General features: G+C 68.9%; 16 protein-coding genes. 13 read left to right on the top strand and 3 right to left on the bottom strand.

Annotated features, from left to right (window positions below; translation table 11 throughout):
• Positions 1 to 9: 9 nt before the first annotated feature.
• The 12 genes from ACLU3S_RS00730 to ACLU3S_RS00675 all read left to right on the top strand — a co-directional run bounded on the left by ACLU3S_RS00730 (position 10) and on the right by ACLU3S_RS00675 (position 11,502).
• Positions 10 to 804, top strand: coding sequence for an SDR family NAD(P)-dependent oxidoreductase (locus ACLU3S_RS00730; protein ID WP_413949684.1), 795 nt, complete (start codon positions 10 to 12; stop codon positions 802 to 804).
• Between the two features lie 138 nt (positions 805 to 942).
• Positions 943 to 1,902 (top strand): MBL fold metallo-hydrolase, encoded by a 960-nt coding sequence (locus ACLU3S_RS00725; protein WP_413949683.1) that lies wholly within the window; start codon positions 943 to 945, stop codon positions 1,900 to 1,902.
• Entirely contained in the window at positions 1,899 to 2,558 is a 660-nt protein-coding gene (eda, locus tag ACLU3S_RS00720; RefSeq protein WP_413949682.1) for a bifunctional 4-hydroxy-2-oxoglutarate aldolase/2-dehydro-3-deoxy-phosphogluconate aldolase, read from the top strand. The genes ACLU3S_RS00725 and eda overlap by 4 nt, the downstream gene beginning before the upstream one ends.
• Positions 2,559 to 2,626: 68 nt before the next feature.
• Positions 2,627 to 3,463, top strand: a complete 837-nt coding sequence (locus ACLU3S_RS00715; RefSeq protein WP_413949681.1) for an SDR family oxidoreductase — start codon at positions 2,627 to 2,629, stop codon at positions 3,461 to 3,463.
• A 10-nt stretch (positions 3,464 to 3,473) separates the two neighbouring features.
• Positions 3,474 to 4,562 (top strand): galactitol-1-phosphate 5-dehydrogenase, encoded by a 1,089-nt coding sequence (locus ACLU3S_RS00710; RefSeq protein ID WP_413949680.1) that lies wholly within the window; start codon positions 3,474 to 3,476, stop codon positions 4,560 to 4,562.
• Positions 4,559 to 5,662 carry a zinc-dependent dehydrogenase gene (locus ACLU3S_RS00705; protein ID WP_413949679.1) on the top strand — a complete coding sequence of 368 codons (1,104 nt, stop codon included), beginning with the start codon at positions 4,559 to 4,561 and terminating at the stop codon, positions 5,660 to 5,662. The genes ACLU3S_RS00710 and ACLU3S_RS00705 overlap by 4 nt, the downstream gene beginning before the upstream one ends.
• A 4-nt stretch (positions 5,663 to 5,666) precedes the next feature.
• Positions 5,667 to 7,166: a glycerol kinase GlpK gene (gene glpK, locus ACLU3S_RS00700; RefSeq protein ID WP_413949678.1), complete on the top strand. Its 1,500-nt coding sequence runs from the start codon at positions 5,667 to 5,669 to the stop codon at positions 7,164 to 7,166.
• 51 nt (positions 7,167 to 7,217) lie between these two features.
• On the top strand, positions 7,218 to 8,180 hold the full coding sequence (locus tag ACLU3S_RS00695; RefSeq protein WP_413949677.1) for a shikimate dehydrogenase family protein: 963 nt from the start codon (positions 7,218 to 7,220) through the stop codon (positions 8,178 to 8,180).
• Positions 8,177 to 8,752, top strand: a complete 576-nt coding sequence (locus ACLU3S_RS00690) for a glucose-6-phosphate isomerase (RefSeq protein ID WP_413949676.1) — start codon at positions 8,177 to 8,179, stop codon at positions 8,750 to 8,752. The genes ACLU3S_RS00695 and ACLU3S_RS00690 overlap by 4 nt, the downstream gene beginning before the upstream one ends.
• Positions 8,749 to 9,678, top strand: coding sequence for a phosphoglycerate dehydrogenase (locus tag ACLU3S_RS00685; RefSeq protein ID WP_413949675.1), 930 nt, complete (start codon positions 8,749 to 8,751; stop codon positions 9,676 to 9,678). The genes ACLU3S_RS00690 and ACLU3S_RS00685 overlap by 4 nt, the downstream gene beginning before the upstream one ends.
• Positions 9,679 to 9,696: 18 nt before the next feature.
• A complete protein-coding gene (locus ACLU3S_RS00680) occupies positions 9,697 to 10,626 on the top strand; it encodes a MurR/RpiR family transcriptional regulator (protein WP_413949674.1) in 930 nt (309 codons plus the stop codon).
• A gap of 384 nt (positions 10,627 to 11,010) precedes the next feature.
• On the top strand, positions 11,011 to 11,502 hold the full coding sequence (locus tag ACLU3S_RS00675; RefSeq protein WP_413949748.1) for a DUF1877 family protein: 492 nt from the start codon (positions 11,011 to 11,013) through the stop codon (positions 11,500 to 11,502).
• 446 nt (positions 11,503 to 11,948) lie between these two features.
• On the opposite strand, the gene ACLU3S_RS00670 is transcribed toward ACLU3S_RS00675, so the two are convergent.
• The 3 genes from ACLU3S_RS00670 to ACLU3S_RS00660 all read right to left on the bottom strand — a co-directional run bounded on the left by ACLU3S_RS00670 (position 11,949) and on the right by ACLU3S_RS00660 (position 14,972).
• Positions 11,949 to 12,755 (bottom strand): ATP-binding cassette domain-containing protein, encoded by an 807-nt coding sequence (locus ACLU3S_RS00670; RefSeq protein ID WP_413949673.1) that lies wholly within the window; start codon positions 12,753 to 12,755, stop codon positions 11,949 to 11,951.
• Positions 12,752 to 13,660, bottom strand: coding sequence for an ABC transporter permease (locus ACLU3S_RS00665; RefSeq protein ID WP_413949672.1), 909 nt, complete (start codon positions 13,658 to 13,660; stop codon positions 12,752 to 12,754). Before ACLU3S_RS00665 ends, ACLU3S_RS00670 begins: the two co-directional genes overlap by 4 nt.
• A 250-nt stretch (positions 13,661 to 13,910) precedes the next feature.
• The gene (locus ACLU3S_RS00660; RefSeq protein ID WP_413949671.1) at positions 13,911 to 14,972 is read right to left on the bottom strand and encodes a substrate-binding domain-containing protein; all 1,062 of its coding nucleotides are present in this window, start codon (positions 14,970 to 14,972) and stop codon (positions 13,911 to 13,913) included.
• A 497-nt stretch (positions 14,973 to 15,469) separates the two neighbouring features.
• Between ACLU3S_RS00660 and ACLU3S_RS00655 the strand changes: the two genes are divergently transcribed.
• On the top strand, positions 15,470 to 15,877 hold the full coding sequence (locus ACLU3S_RS00655) for an IS3 family transposase (protein ID WP_413949670.1): 408 nt from the start codon (positions 15,470 to 15,472) through the stop codon (positions 15,875 to 15,877).
• The last annotated feature ends 1 nt before the right edge of the window (position 15,878 follow it).

Below are 15,878 nucleotides of genomic sequence, written 5' to 3'. Positions count from 1 at the left end.
GAATTCCTCATGCACATCGACCTGAGCGGCAAGACCGCAATCGTCACCGGATCGAGCCAGGGCATCGGCTTCGCCACCGCCCTGGGCCTGGCCCGCGCGGGTGCGCGCACAGTCATCACCGGGCGGGACGGGGCCCGTCTGGAGAAGGCCCTGCGGCGGATCGCCGACGACATTCCCGGCGCCGACATCGTCGCCGTCGCGGCCGACCTGAGCACCGGCGAAGGTGCCGAGACTCTCCTCGCCGAGGTGCCCGCCACGGACATCCTCGTCAACAACCTCGGCATCTTCGAACCGAAGCCCTTCCTGGAGATCGACGACGACGAATGGCGCCGCTATTTCGACGTCAACGTGCTCAGCGGCATCCGGCTGTCCCGTCTCTATCTGCCCGGCATGATCGGACGCCGATGGGGCCGGATCGTGTTCGTCTCCAGCGAGTCAGCCCTGCAGATCCCGCCGGAGATGATGCACTACGGGATGACGAAGACGGCCCAACTGGCCGTCGCCCGCGGACTTGCGGAGGTCTGCGCCGGCACTGCGGTCACCGTCAACTCGGTCCTGCCCGGCCCCACGAACTCCGAGGGCATCGCCGACTTCGTGGCCGAACTGGGCACCGGAACCAGCCGGTCCATCGACGAACAGGTCGACGAGTTCGTCCGTGAGCACCGGCCCACCTCGCTGCTGCGCCGTGCCGCCACGACCGAGGAGGTGGCCAACCTGATCATCTACCTCAGCTCGCCGCAGGCCTCGGCAACCACCGGAGCCGCGCTCTCCGTCGACGGCGGCACACGCCGGTCCGTCGTCTGAGAAGCCGTCCGGTACTCGCGCCCCGAGAAGGCCGTCCGGCACGCCTCCCCAGAAGCCTGCCGGGAAACCGGCCGACCGCGTCACCCGGACACCTCCGTCCCCCCAGCCGCCCGCAGAAACGTCAGGAGAGCCGTCGCCATGCAGTGCAGCCTCCCGAACCCGGAAGCCGCCCGCCCCGCATCGCCACCCCCCGGCCCCAGCGACCGGACCGTTCAGGTCCTTGCGCAGCCCGCGCCGCAGTCCCCGCTGACGGGTGCCTTCCCGGCGCCCGCCGGTACGGGCGATCGGGACGTGACGCTGTGGTGGCTCGGTCAAGCCGGGTTCGCCCTGCGCCACGGCCGGCACCTGGTCCTGATCGACCCGTACCTGTCCGACACGCTCGCGCAGAAGTACCGTGGCAAGCTCTTCCCCCACCGACGGATGCACCCCGCTCCAGTGGCCCCGGAGGACCTCCGGGGGGTGACCGCGGTGCTGTGCACTCACGGTCACACCGATCACATGGACCCCGGAACCATCCACCCGCTGCTGCTCCACAACCGCCCCCGGTTCGTCGTCCCCAGGGCCGAGCGAACCCGCGCGCTGGAGCGCGGAGTTCCCGCGGATCTGTTCACGGGCACCACCGCGGGCGAGCGCGTCGAGGTGGACGGCATCGTCGTCGAACCGGTGCCTGCCGCACACGAGCGGCTGGAGCAGGACGAACACGGCGACCACCGGTTCCTCGGCTACGTCGTCACCGTCGGCGGCTTCCGGATGTACCACTCGGGGGACTGCGTGCCGTACGCCGGACAGGCCGAGCTGCTGCGCGACCTGCGCGTCGACCTGGCGTTGCTGCCCGTCAACGGCCGCGACGCCTACCGCACCGGCAACGGTGTCCCGGGCAACTTCACGGCGCGGGAGGCGGCCGAGCTCTGCGCGGCGGCCGGCATTCCGCACCTGCTGTGCCACCACTTCGGCCTGTTCGACTTCAACACCGTTGACCCCGAGGACACCCGCGCCGAACTGCGGCGCCGGGCCACCCGGTTGTCGTGGACCGTGCCCCGGCCCGGCCACGCCTACGTCCTCACCCACGCCAACCCGTCCGTGAGAGAGGCCCGATGAACTCACCACACCTCCTGGAGCGCCTGCGCCGGCTGCGCGTTGTGCCGGTCGTGACGCTGCCCGACGTCCGCCAGGCCGCTCCTCTCGGCGAGGCGCTCCTGGAAGCCGGGCTGCCCGTCGCCGAGATCACCTTCCGCTCCGAGGCGGCCCGCGACGGCATCGCGGCGCTGCGCCTGCGCCACCCCGACCTGCTCGTCGGCGCGGGCACCGTGCTGGACCGGGCGACCGTCGACCGGGCTCTCGACGCGGGCGCGCAGTTCATCGTCGCCCCCGGGTTCAACCCGGACGTCGTGGACCACTGCCTGCGCTTGAACATCCCGGTGGTGCCGGGCGTCAACAACCCCACCGGTATCGAGGCGGCCCTCGCCCGGGGGCTGTCCCTGGTCAAGTACTTCCCCGCCGAGGCGTCCGGCGGCCTGCGTCTGCTCGACGCCATGGCCGCGCCGTACGGCCGGATGTCCTTCATGCCCACCGGCGGCGTGACCCCCGACAACCTGGGCGACTACCTCAGCCGCCCCTGTGTCGCCGCCTGCGGCGGCACCTGGATCGCCGGCTCATCACTGCTGGCCGAAGGCGACTTCGCCGCCATCGCCGGCAACGCCCGCCGCGCCGTGGAGATCGCCGCTGCGCGGTCCGGGGCTGTGGCCGCCTCCTGACCTTCCCTTCCCTCCCGCGTGCTCCGGCGCGCGTTCTTCACCCTGCTCACGAAACGGAAAGAAAAGACATGACCCCCACTTACGAACCCACTCCCGGCACCGCGCTCGCCGGGAAGGTCGCCATCGTCACCGGCGGTGCGTCGGGCATCGGAGAAGCCGTCGCCCGGATCTTCGCCGCCAACCAGGCCGCGGTCCTCCTCGTCGACATCGACGGCGACCGGCTCAAGCAGGTCGTCGGCTCCATCCAGTCCCAGGGCGGCACCTGTGTCGGCGTCGAGGCCGATGTCACCGACGAGGACCAGGTGCAGGCGTTCTTCCGGCACGCCGTGCAGGAGTGGGGCCACGTGGACCTGCTCGTCAACAGTGCGGGCCGAGACTCGTTGTCCCCGCCGGTGAGCGAGGTGACGCTGGACGAGTGGAACAAGACGATCGGTCCGAACCTCACCGCGGTCTTCCTGTGCTGCCGCGAGGCCTTCCGCACCATGGAGCGACAGCCCGGCGGCGGCCGCATCATCAACATGGGCTCCTCCTCTGCCCGACTGGCCTCCGGCCCCGGGCACAGCCCCTACCGCGCCTCCAAGCACGGAATGATGGGGTTCAGCAAGAACATCCTGCTCGAAGGCAAGGACAAGAACATCGGCGTGACGGTGATCAACCCGTCACACGTGAAGACCCCCATGACCGAGATCATCGACAAGGGTCTGTACGACGGAGACATCCCGGCCTACCTGGACGGATGGCTCGACGAGAAGGAGATGGCCGAAGGCATCCACGCCAGTTGCATCGATGTCGGCAACGTCGCTGAGGTCACACTCTATGTAGCCACGCGCACCCCCGACGTCACGATCCCCCAGATCGCGCTGTATCCCACGCACAAGGCGCACCGCTACGGCATGGAAGTCTGAGGGCACCGCGATGAAGGCAGCAGTACTGCAGTCCCCGGGCGTTTTGACCTGGACGGACGTCCCCGACCCGGAGCCCGTCGGCGACCGCTCGGTGCTGGTCCGAGTCGGCGGCGTGGGCGTGTGCGGCTCGGACGTGCTCCGGTTCGGCCGCGGCAAGGCGTACCACTATCCGCTCGTCCTCGGTCACGAGTTCTCCGCGGTCGTGGAGGAGGTCCCGGCGGACAGCCGTTTCTCGCCCGGGGACCGGGTAGCCGTGTTCCCTCTCCTGGCCGACCCGGCGGATCCGATGACACAGATCGGCGAGTACACGGTCAGCTCCGGCTACGACTACTACGGTTCCCGGCGCGACGGCGCCATGGCGGAACTACTCCGTGTCCCGGAGGCCAACCTCGTGCCCGTGGGCCCGCAGGTGCCGCTGGTGCACGCCGCCATGGTGGAGCCCGCGGCCGTCGCCCTGCACGCCATGCTGAAGTTCGAGCTGCCGGCGCACGCGACCGCGCTGGTCATCGGAGCCGGCCCGATCGGCGCCTTGGCCGCCCAGTGGCTGCGCATCCTGGGTGTCAGCGAGGTCTACGTCGCCGACATCGACGAACGCAAGCTCGCCGTCATGGCCGACCTGGGTTTCCCGGTGGTCGACGCATCCGACGACGACACCGTGGAGACCGTCCGCAAGCTGACCTCCGGCCGTGGCGTGGACTGCGCCGTGGAGGCCAGCGGTCTGCCCGCATCGCTGCTGCAGGCGATCACCGCGGCGGCTCCGCTGGGCCAGGTCATGCTGCTGGGCGACCTGTCGGGGGACCTGACCGTTCCGCGCGCGCTGGTCTCGTCCGTCCTGCGGCGCGAGCTGCGGCTGTACGGCACCTGGAACTCCAAGATCACCCCGGCCGGCCGCAGCGAGTGGGACATGGTCGTACGGCATCTGGGACATGACCTGCAGGTGGCTCCCCTGATCAGTCACACGCCCGCGCTGGAGGAGGCGCCGGGGATGTTCCAGGACATGCTGGAGCGCCGCACCTGGTACAACAAGGTCGTCTTCGCCGTCGCCCAGGAGGCCCGCGACGAGCTGGCGCGGCCGGGAGTCGTCGGGGGTGTCCGGTGAAGGCCGCGGTACTGCACGAGCCGGGCTCGGTGTCGGTGGAGGAGCTGCCCGAGCCGGCCGTCGGAGCCGACGAGATCCTGGTGCGGGTGCGGGCCGCCTCCATCTGCGGGACCGATCTGCGGATCTTCAAGCACGGCCACTTCAAGCTCCCGGCCGGCCAGGCGCGGGTGCTCGGCCACGAGCTGGCCGGGGACGTGGTGGCGGTCGGCGGACAGGTGCGCGGATTCCGCACGGGCATGAGGGTGAGCGTCACCCCGAACGTGGGCTGCGGCCGCTGCGACATGTGCCGCCACGGCTTCAACAACATGTGCGCCGACTACGAGGCGTTCGGGATCAGCATCGACGGGGGCTTCCAGGAGCTCCTGCGTGTGCCGGGCTTCGCCCTGCAGCGAGGCAACGTCTTCGAGCTGCCCGAGGGCATTTCCTACGCCGAGGCGGCCCTGGTCGAACCGTTCTCCTGCTGCTACAGCGGCCAACAGGCCCTGCGCGTGGGCCCGGAGGACGTGGTGGTGATCGCAGGGGCGGGCCCCATCGGTGCCTTCCACGTGCTGCTCGGCAAGCTCGCCGGGGCGCGGAAGGTGATCATCTCCAACCGGAGCCGGCCCCGTCTGGACCTCGCCGCCCGTCTCGGCGCGGACGTGTGTGTCAGCGTGCGCGAGCGGGACCTGGCCGACGTGGTACGGGAACACACTGACGGCCGCGGCGCGGACGTGGTCATCACCGCGGTGTCCGACCCGCAGGTGCAGGCACAGGCCGTGGACCTGCTCGCCACGCACGGGCGGCTGAACTACTTCGCGGGTCTCGGCGCTGCCGGGAGCGTGCCTGTGGACACCAACAAGGTGCATTACAAGGGCCTGACACTGACCGGAACCACCGGATCCACGAACGGCGACTACGGCCGCTGTCTGCAGCTGGTCGGCGACCGGCGCGTCGACCTGTCGCCCATGGTGGGCCAGGTCTTCGAACTGGACAAGATCCATGACGCTTTCGCGTACGCCGCCTCCGGAGCCGGCATGAAGGCGATGATCGCGTTCGGTGGTGACGTGTTCGACACCACTGCCGGCGCCGGTCCGCGCATCGCGCCGCGGGAAAGCAGGTAGCGCCATGACCCACCGCTATGTCATGGCGTTCGACGCCGGTACCACCGGTATCCGGGCGATCCTGTTCAACAAGGCCGGTGACATCGCCGCCGAGGCCAGCCAGGAGTTCCCGCAGATCTATCCCCATCCCGGCTGGGTGGAACACAACCCGCTCGACATCTGGAACACCCAGGTCACCGTGGCCAAGCAGGTGCTGTCGCAGGCCGGATGCGGTGCCGAGGACGTCGCGGCGATCGGCGTCACCAACCAGCGCGAGACCGTCGTGGTGTGGGACCGGGCGACCGGCGAGCCGGTGCACAACGCGATCGTGTGGCAGGACCGCCGTACCGCCGACCTGTGCGAGGAGCTCAAGGCCCGCGGCCTGGAGGACCACGTCCGGCAGACCACCGGGCTGATCATCGACGCCTACTTCTCGGGCACGAAGATCAAGTGGATTCTCGACCATGTGCCGAGAGCCCGGGAACGCGCCGAGCGGGGCGAGCTGGCGTTCGGCACCGTCGACAGCTGGCTGATCTGGAACCTCACCGGGGGCGCCGCACACGTCACCGACTACACCAACGCATCGCGCACCATGCTGTTCGACATCACCCGTCTCGACTGGGACCAGCGGCTGCTGGACGAGCTCGGCATCCCCCGCGCGATCCTGCCCGAGGTGCGCTCCAGCAGTGAGGTCTACGGACACACCAGCGAGTCGGTACTGCTGGGCGCCCGCATCCCGGTCGCGGCCGCCGTCGGCGACCAGCAGGGCGCCCTGTTCGGGCAGGCCTGCTTCACCCCGGGCAGTGTCAAGGCGACGTACGGCACCGGAGCCTCGCTGGTGCTCAACACGGGCGACAAGCCGGTGTCCAGCCGGCGCGGCATGCTCACCACGATCGCCTGGGGCATCGACGGCACGGTCGAATACGCCCTGGAGGGGCTGATATTCGTGGCCGCGGCCTCGATCCAGTGGCTGCGCGACGAACTGCAGATCGTCTACGACGCCGAGGACACCGAGTACGCCGCGCGCCAGGTGCCCGACTCAGGCGGCGTCTACGTCGTCCCCGCCTTCGTCGGCCTCGCGGCACCCTACTGGGATCAGTACGCCAGAGGAGCCATCCTCGGCCTGACCCGGGGCACCAACCGCAAGCACATCATCCGCGCCACGCTGGAATCCATCGCCTACCAGATCCGGGACGTCATCGGTTGCATGGAGGCCGACTCCGGCATCCCGGTACGGGAGATCAAGGTCGACGGCGGAGCCACCCCCAACAACTTCCTGATGCAGTTCCAGGCCGACCTCCTCGGCGTGCCCGTCCTGCGGCCCACCGTCATCGAGTCCTCGGCCCGGGGGGCGGCCTTCCTCGCCGGTCTGGCCACCGGTTTCTGGAAGGACCACGCGGAGCTCGCCGACGCCTTCCGACTCGACCGGCGGTTCGAGCGGGAGATGGATCAGGCCCAGGCCGACCGGTTGTACGCGGGCTGGCAGAAGGCCGTGGGACGCGCCCGCGACTGGGCGGAGCACTGAGCACCCGCCGCCCGGCCCCGCATCCCCAGCACACCCATGGAGGAACCCCTCATGACGGGTCGCCATACCCCCGCAACTCGCCCGACGATGTACTTCCTCGGGGTCACCACCACCAAGTCGTCCATCATGAAGGTGTTCCCGGCCTGGGCCCGGGAACTGCACCTGGACGCTGTCATCGAAGGCATCGACCTGCCACTGGACGACACCCCGGAGCACTACCGCGAGGTCGTCGCCTTCATCAAGAAGGACCCGCAGTCCCTCGGGGCGCTGGTCACCACCCACAAGCTCAACCTCTTCAGGGCCAGCCGCGACCTGTTCGACGGGGTCGGCGAGGAAACCCGGCTGCTGGAGGAGGTCAGCAGCATCTCCAAGCGCGGGGAAGAGCTGTGGGGCCACGCCATGGACCCGCTCACCAGCGGTCTGTCCCTGGAGGCCGTCGTGCCCGACGGCTACTGGAACGCCACCGGCGCCGAGCTGCTCCTGCTGGGGGCCGGCGGTTCCTCGCTGGCCCTCACCCTGTACCTGCACAACCGTGCACGGGCCGGCCGCGACGTGCCGTCCCGCATCGTCGTCACCAACCGCCGCGAGGCCCGGCTGCGGGAAATGCGCGACGTGCACGAGCGCCTGGGCTCCACGCTGCCCATCGAGTACCGTCTGGCGCCGGAACCGGAGCGCAATGACGAACAACTGCGCTCTCTCGCCCCGGAGTCGGTCGTGGTCAACGCGACCGGACTGGGCAAGGACCGGCCCGGGTCGCCGCTCACGAACGCCGCCGTCTTCCCGCGCGACTGCCTCGCGTGGGACTTCAACTACCGCGGGGACCTTGTCTTCCTCGACCAGGCCCGAGCCCAGCAGCAATCGCGCAACGTGCATGTCGTCGACGGCTGGCTGTACTTCATCCACGGCTGGACCCGCGTCATCGCCGAGGTCTTCCACATCGACATCCCCACCCACGGACCCGCCTTCGAGCGGCTGTCCCGTATCGCCCGTGACGCCTCCCAGGAGAACGCATGAACACCACCCGACCCGCGATCGTCACCGACTTCAGCCTGGTCGACGGACTGTCCCGGACCAAGACGCCCCTGCGCCGCACGGTCGCGGCGATGGCGGACATGTATGCCGACCGGGAGGCCGCCCGCCGGCTGGGCGAGGAGGATGTCCTCGTCTACGAGTTCTTCGACGCCGGGGTCCCGGAAAGCTCCGGTGAAGTCGCCTACGGCACCAGCATCGTCTACCCGGGCAAGGTGGGCGACGAGTACTTCATGACCAAGGGCCACTTCCACTCCGTGCTCGACACGGCCGAGATCTACTACTGTCTGCGCGGCCGCGGGATCATGATGATGGAGAACCCCGAGGGCGACGTGCAGTGGGAGGAGCTGTCCCCCGGCAAGGCCGTCTACGTGCCCGGCCGATACGCCCACCGCAGCATCAACACGTCCGCGGACGAACAGCTCATCACCTTCTTCGCCTTCCCCGGCCACGCCGGCCACGACTACGGCACCATCGAGTCCAAGGGATTCCGCAAGATCGTCGTGGAGCGCGACGGCGCCCCGGCGGTGCTGGACAACCCCAGGTGGGCCCAGTGACCGGCATCATCGCGGTGACACCCCGCGCACTCTCCCAGGGCGGCCACCGTGCGCTGGCCGCCCTGGAGGCGGCCGGCTACGAGATCCTTTTCCCCACCCCTGGCCGCCAGCCCACCCGCGAGGAGCAACTGCGCTTCCTGCCCACCTGCGTCGGCTACCTGGCGGGCGTCGAGCCGATCAGCCGGGAGGTGCTGACCACAGCGCGCGGACTGAAGGTCATCAGTCGTAACGGCGTCGGCACCGACGCCATCGACCTGGACGCCGCGGCCGAGTTCGGCATAGCGGTCGAGACCGCAGCAGGCGCCAACGCGCAGGGGGTCGCCGAACTCGCCGTCACCCTGATGCTCGCCGGACTCCGCCAGGTCCCGACTCAGGACGCCACGCTCAAGGCCGGCCGGTGGCAGCGGCTGGAAGGCAGGGAAGTGGCCGGCCGGATCCTGGGCGTGATCGGGTGCGGGCAGATCGGCCGACGGGTGGCCCGGCTCGGCCTGGGCCTCGGCATGTCGGTCCGGGCCTTCGACGCGGTGCCCGATCCCTCGTTCGCACCGGCCGGCGACTTCTCGTTCACCACCCTGGAGGATCTGCTGGCCCAGGCCGACGTGGTGACGCTGCACTGCCCGCCGGCCGCACGCCCGGTGATCGACAAGGAAGCGCTGACGACCGTGAAGCCGGGTGCCTATCTGATCAACACCGCCAGATCGGCCCTGGTCGACGACGAGGCCGTCCGGCAGGCGCTGGCCGACGGGACACTCGCCGGCTACGCCACGGACGTCTTCGGCCAGGAACCCCCCGATCCGCGAGAGCTCCACCGGCACCCGCGGGTGACCATGACTCCGCACATCGGCGGGTACACGAAGGAGAGCGTGGAACGCGCAACCCGCGCGGCCGTGGAGAATCTGCTGCGGGTACTGTCCGCCCGCCCCTGAAGAGACCACGGAGAAGTCATGGCTGTCCCGGCAGACGAGACCGGCAACCTGCTGCGCCTCATCACCAGCAAGGTGCCCTACCTTCCGGCCGCCCTGCGGCAGATCGGAGAGTACCTGCTGGCCCACCCCCAGCAGGCCCAGTCGATGACCATCTCGCAGCTCGCCTCACACTGCCAGGTGGCCGAGTCGACAGTGTCGCGGTTCGTCCGCGAACTGGGCATGGACAGCTTCCACTCCCTCCGGGTCGGCCTCGCCGAGGCAACCTTCGCGTCCCGGTCCACCAGCGAGGACCGGGACGAGGAGTTCGTCTACGAAGGCATCCTCCGCGGCGACACCGCCCCCGCCATCGTGGGAAAGATCGAGCGGAGCAGCCGGCACGCTCTCACCCAGACCGCCGAACGCGTCAGCGGCGACGCCATCAGCCAAGCCGTCGACCTCCTGCACGACGCCGCCTCCGTCGTCTTCTGCTGCATGGGATCCTCCAGCATCGCCGCCGAAGAAGGCGTCATGCGCTTCACGCGAGCCGGGAAGAAATGCCTGCTCTACCGGGACCAGAGCCTGCAGGTCATGCTCGCCACCATCCTGACACCCCAGGACGTCCTCATCGCCATCAGCGACTCCGGGCAGACCACCTCCGTCGTCGAGGCCATGCAGCTGGCCCGCCATACCGGAGCGGCATCGATCGGGATCACATCCGTCCCGGACAGCCCCGTCGCCAGGCTCAGCAACGTTCCCCTGTTCACCTCGAACCTTTCCGGAACAGGGTTGTACGGGGAGTCCGTCACCTCCAAGTGGGGCCAGCTCCTCCTCATCGACATCCTCTACGCCACCTACGCCGCACGTCACGTCGACACCACACTGCAACATCTCAAGGAAACCTACGAAGCAGGCATCCGCCGCTCCCGGTCCACCGAGCAGCAGTCTGTGGAAGGTGACGCGGACAGCTGATCCACCCTGCACCTGGCCTTGCGCGCCGAGCGGTTCGAGCGAGACGTCCCGCGATGACCTGTGCCCCGAGGGCGGCGGCGACCTGGACCCCGAACGAGCCGGCACCCCCGGCCGCACCGTGAATGAGGACTGTCTCGTGCGGCTGGAGGCCGGTGCGCTGGACGGTCTGCCAAGCGGCGAGCCCTGCGAGGGGTACGCCCGCTGCTTCCTCCCAGGTGAGCACGGCGGGCTCGAGGGCCAGGACCTGTGTCGGAGGGCGTCCTGGCAGAGCCGGGCATCCCGGCGTTGAGAGACGGGCATCGTGCTGTCAGTGCCGTCGAGTAGGTTCTCTCCCTTCGGCCCGACAGGCGGGCCGACGAACTGGGAGGACTCCTCGCCGTGAGCATGCACATGCACATGCGCGCCGTCGCGGAATCCGAGATCCGGGACGACCACACCTGGCTTGCGGCGTTCATGTCAGAGGCTTGGGAGAACCACCCCGACGAGTACGCAGCGGGCATCGCGTTCTCGATCGACAAGGTCTGGAATGCCGTCAATGACCTCTACGCCGCTGCCGATGTCCTCGATGCGGATGCCGACGACTCTTGGGAGCTGCCGATTTACGGCGCGCGCCCCGTGCCATACAGCGCCGAGGCCGACCCCTCCAACCCGCCCCTGGGGATTCTGGAGCCGCCTGAGGTGTCACAGGCCGCAGCCTTCCTCGCACGTGTCTCTTTCGACGAACTGTGGAACGTCGCAGGTGCCAAGCTCGTCTGGATCGGCTGGGACGAAGCAGAGGTCAGGCAGGAGTTCCTCGACTGGCACAGGAGCCTCCAAGGGTTCTACGGGCGGGCGGCTGCGGCGGGCCACGCCGTGGTCAGGGTGGTGTGGGCCTGAGACGCGGTCGCGTGCTGGTCACAGCCGTTCGGTGATGGCGGCGACCAGTAATGTCGCTTTGTGCCGGACGGCGAGTTCGTCGTTTCGCGTGGCGACGGCCCGGTGCCGCTTCAGCCGGTTCGGCACCGCACGGGCCATCCGGGAGGCGTTGTCGGCACTGACAGGACACGTACGTGCCGGACACACCGTGGGCGACCGCGCACTGCTCCTGGTCGACGTGGACGGCGTGACGCCGGGGCCACCCGGGTCTCCTCTGGTCTTCCTGCACTCCAGGTTCCATGCCGGTCCAATGCCGCTCGCGTGAGCGCAGCGGCCCCTTTCTCGCATACGGCCGCCGCCTACGACCGACAGTGCGGCGAGCCCGCGCCCGGAGGGCGCGGGCTCGCCGCCCGGCTTCCGTTCTGCATCTCGGTGACGCGTGTCCGCCGCCCGGTGGACACGTCCCGTCAGCTCCGCGCAGTGGACCGGCTGCCGAGGTCTGCCGGGTCCAACGCTCCCGTCATCAGCGCGACGGCGTCCGGCATGGAGATGTCGGACGTGTTCACCAGAGCTATGCGCCGGCCCAGTCGCTGCACGTGGATGCGGTCGGCGACATCGAAGACGTGCGGCATGTCGTGGCTGATGAGGATGACGGGGACGCCCCGGTCACGGATCTGACGGATGAGGTCGAGTACGCGCTGCGACTCCCGCACCCCCAGGGCCGCCGTCGGCTCGTCCATGATGATCACTTTGCTGCCGAAACAAGCGGCCCTGGCCACGGCGACGCCTTGTCGCTGCCCGCCGGAGAGTGTTTCCACCGGCTGGGAGAAGTTCTGGATGGTCAGCAGGCCCAGAGAGGTCAGCAGTTCGCGGGTTTCCTGCTGCATGGCCTTTTTGTCCAACAGGCGCAGGACGCTGCCGAGCGGCCCCGGCTTGCGGCGCTCGCGCCCCAGAAAGAGGTTGGCCGGAATGTCCCGGGAGGGGGCGACGGCCAGGTTCTGGTACACGGTCTCGACGCCGTGGCCGCGCGCATCCAGGGGATTGCGGAACTGCACGCGTTGCCCGAACAGACGGATTTCGCCGCTGTCGGGAAGCTCGGCACCGGACAGGCATTTGATGAGGGTCGACTTGCCGGCTCCGTTGTCGCCGATGACGGCCAGAACCTCTCCCGCGCGCAGTTCGACATCGGCGCCGGCGAGGGCGGTGACGTGTCCATAGCGCTTGACCAGGCCGTGTGCCTGCAGCGCGAATGCGTGGTCGTCGGCGGAGTTCATGCGGCCACCTTCCGGATCCACTGGTCGGCAGCCACGGCGGCGATCACGAGGACGCCAATGGTAAAGACCTGCCACAGGTCATTCACACCCGCCAGAGCGAGTCCGCTGCTGAAGACACCCACGATGAGGGAGCCCAGGAGAGTGCCGAGGACATGGCCTCGACCGCCGAAGAGGCTGGTTCCGCCGATGACGGCGGCCGTGATACTGCTGAGGTTGAGGTTCTCGCCGGCCTGAGGGCTGACGGAGCCGATCCGGCCGATGAGGAACCATGCCGCGACACCGCAGATGATGCCGGCCACGATGTAGACGCTGAGCAGCACGCGGCCGGTGCGGATTCCGCTGAGACGCGCGCCTTCGGGGTTGTCGCCCACTGCGTGCAGATGGGCCCCCCATGCCGTGCACCGCAGAATGTAGGCCACGGCGGCGAAGCAGCCGATCATCAACAGAGAGCTGTACGTCACCTGCGTACCGAGGATCCGGACGGAATGCCCCGGCCAACTGAGCAGGGCCGGCACGTCCTGGGCACTGATGGTCTCGCTGCGGGAGTAGGCGAGGGTGATGGCAGAGAATATGCTGAGGGTGCCCAGGGTGGCGATGAACGGAGGGATCCGCAGTCGCGTGACAACGAGTCCGTTGACTCCTCCACAGGCGGCACCGGTGACAACACCGAGCAACAGGGCCAGGGGCACGGGCATACCGTGATCGACCGCGAGCTTGCCCATGACGACGGAGGCGAGGACGGTGATGGCGCCGACCGACAGGTCGATGCCGGCGGTCAGCACGATGAGCGTCTGGGCTATGCCGACCATCCCGATGATCTGCACCTGCTGGAGGATCAGCGACAGGTTGAGGGGATCGCTGAACCGGGTTCCGACCCACAGGGTGAACAGGACGGATGCGAGCACGAGGACGATGAGGGGGCCGAGCAGCGGCTGAGAGTGAAGGGCGGCCTGCGTGCGGGCGAGCAGGCCGTGCCGCGGCGGCTGGAGGGCTGGGGGGTCGGCGGCATGATGGGCGACGGTGTCGTGTGCCATGGTCAACTCCTGGTGCTGGTGGGAAGATCTGCGGGCGCAGGGGCGTATGCGGAAAGAGGCGTAGGGCTCCGCGGGCCGGCGAAGGACTGGCGCCCCGGCCAGGCGGGTCCGCCGGGTCGACTCAGCCCCAGCAGTGGGCCATGCCCCAGTCGGACTTCTGAGAGGGCAGGTCGGGCACGGGGGTGTTGGTGATGAGGCTGACGCCGGTGTCGGTGAAGGCCTGCCCTGACGAGGGGGAGGGCTTACTGCCGTTCTTGACGTGGGCGGCCACAGCGGCGAGCCCCTCGGCAGCCATCTTCACGGGAAACTGCATGGAGGTGGCGCCGATAGCGCCCGCTGTCACGTCCTTGACACCCGAACAGCCGCCGTCGATGGACACGATGGTCACGTCTCTCGCCTTGCCCGCCGCCTTGATGGCCTGGTAGGCGCCCTCTGCGGCCGGCTCGTTGATGGTGTAGACGAGGTTGATGGAGGAGTCCTTCTGGAGGAGCTTTTCCATGGCGCTGCGGCCCCCCTCTTCGTTCGCGCCTGTCACTTCCTGACCGACGATGCGGGGGTCGTGCTCGTCGCCGATGCGCCCGGGATCACCGACGTTGATGCCGAAGCCCTCAAGGAAACCCTGGTTGCGCAGGATGTCGACCTTGACGTGGTCGGCGCTGAGATTCAGCAGGGCGATCCGGGCTCGCTTGTCTGCCATCTTCGACTTGGCCCACTTGCCGATCATCTGGCCGGCGCGCCGGTTGTCGGTGGCGAAGGTGGCATCGACGGCCGAGGCCGGATCGGTGGGCGAGTCCAGAGCGATGACCATCACGCCGGCCTTCCGGGCTCGTTCGATGGCCGGTACGACCGCGCTGGAGTCGGAGGGTGTGATCAGAATGCCCTTGGCTCCTGCAGCCACCAGATTCTCGATGGCGCTGACCTGGGAGTCGTTGTCGGTCTGTCCACTGCCGGCGAAGGTCCTCAGCTCCACGCCGAGTTCCTTGGCCTTCTTCTCCGCTCCCTCGCGCATCTTCACGTAGAACGGGTTGTCGTTGGTCTTGGTGATCAGCCCGACGACGATCTTTCCGTCGGAACCCCGGCCAGAGCCGGCGCCGCTCCCACATGCGGTGAGCAGCAGGGTGAGCCCGATGCCCGCGGACGAGAGTGCGAGCGCTCGGCGGCGTAGCGGGGGTCGGATTGCCATGGAAGGTGCCTCTTCTCAACGAAGTGCGGGGCAGGTCGGTGCCGCCGACCACCCGCAGGGGGCTCGGGGTTAGGGCGGAAGAAGCCGTGTACCGGCGCCTGCACCTGGGTGTCTGCGGGCCGGTCCGGGCGAGCGGGGGCGTGGCCGGCCCGGCGCTTGCCAAGAAAATCGCAGAGGTTTCGAGACCATGTCAACGATGCGGAAGAAACTTCTTCGAGTAGATTTGAGACGCAGGCAGAAATTTCCTCGACCATGTTTGACAAGTGTCGAAAATCATGCGACATTCGGGCCGGGCCCTCTCGTGAACCGACTCGGGGCCCGCGAACCGGCCGTGAGGGAGGGGGACCTCCCCCTGAGCGGGGCGAGAGCGAGTCCGGTGAGCTGACCAGCGCCGAACGCGAGGAGCTCAAGCGGCTGCGCAAGGAGGTCCGTGAACAGCAGCAGACGATCGAGATCCTGAAAAAAGCGACGGCCTTCTTCGTGAAGGAGAACGACCGGTGAGCGAGCTGTACCGGTTGATCCATGCGGAGAAGGCGGCCTACCCGATCGTCCTGCTGTGCCGGGTACTGAAGGTCGCCCGCTCCTCCTACTACGCCTGGTGCGAGGGCGAGGCCGCCCGCCGCGCTCGTCAGGCCGCCGACGACGCGCTCGCGCACGAGATCACCGTGCTGCACATTGCCTCCCGCCGCACCTATGGCGTCTGGCGCATCCACGCCGAACTGCGCCGCCTGGGCCGACGGGTGAACCGCAAGCGCGTCGCCCGCGTGATGCGTGAGCGCGACATCCGCGGCATCAGCCGGGGCAAGAGGCGTTCGCTGACCCGGCCGGATGTGAAGGCGAAGCCGGCCCCGGACCTGATCGGCCGTGACTTCCATGCCGAGCGTCCCGCCAGCGCGCCGAGGTAAG

This window comes from Streptomyces sp. AF1A (assembly GCF_047340315.1).
In the GTDB taxonomy this organism is placed as follows: domain Bacteria; phylum Actinomycetota; class Actinomycetes; order Streptomycetales; family Streptomycetaceae; genus Streptomyces.
Note: the sequence above shows the minus strand (reverse complement) of the source record. Positions and strands in the feature narration are given on the sequence as shown.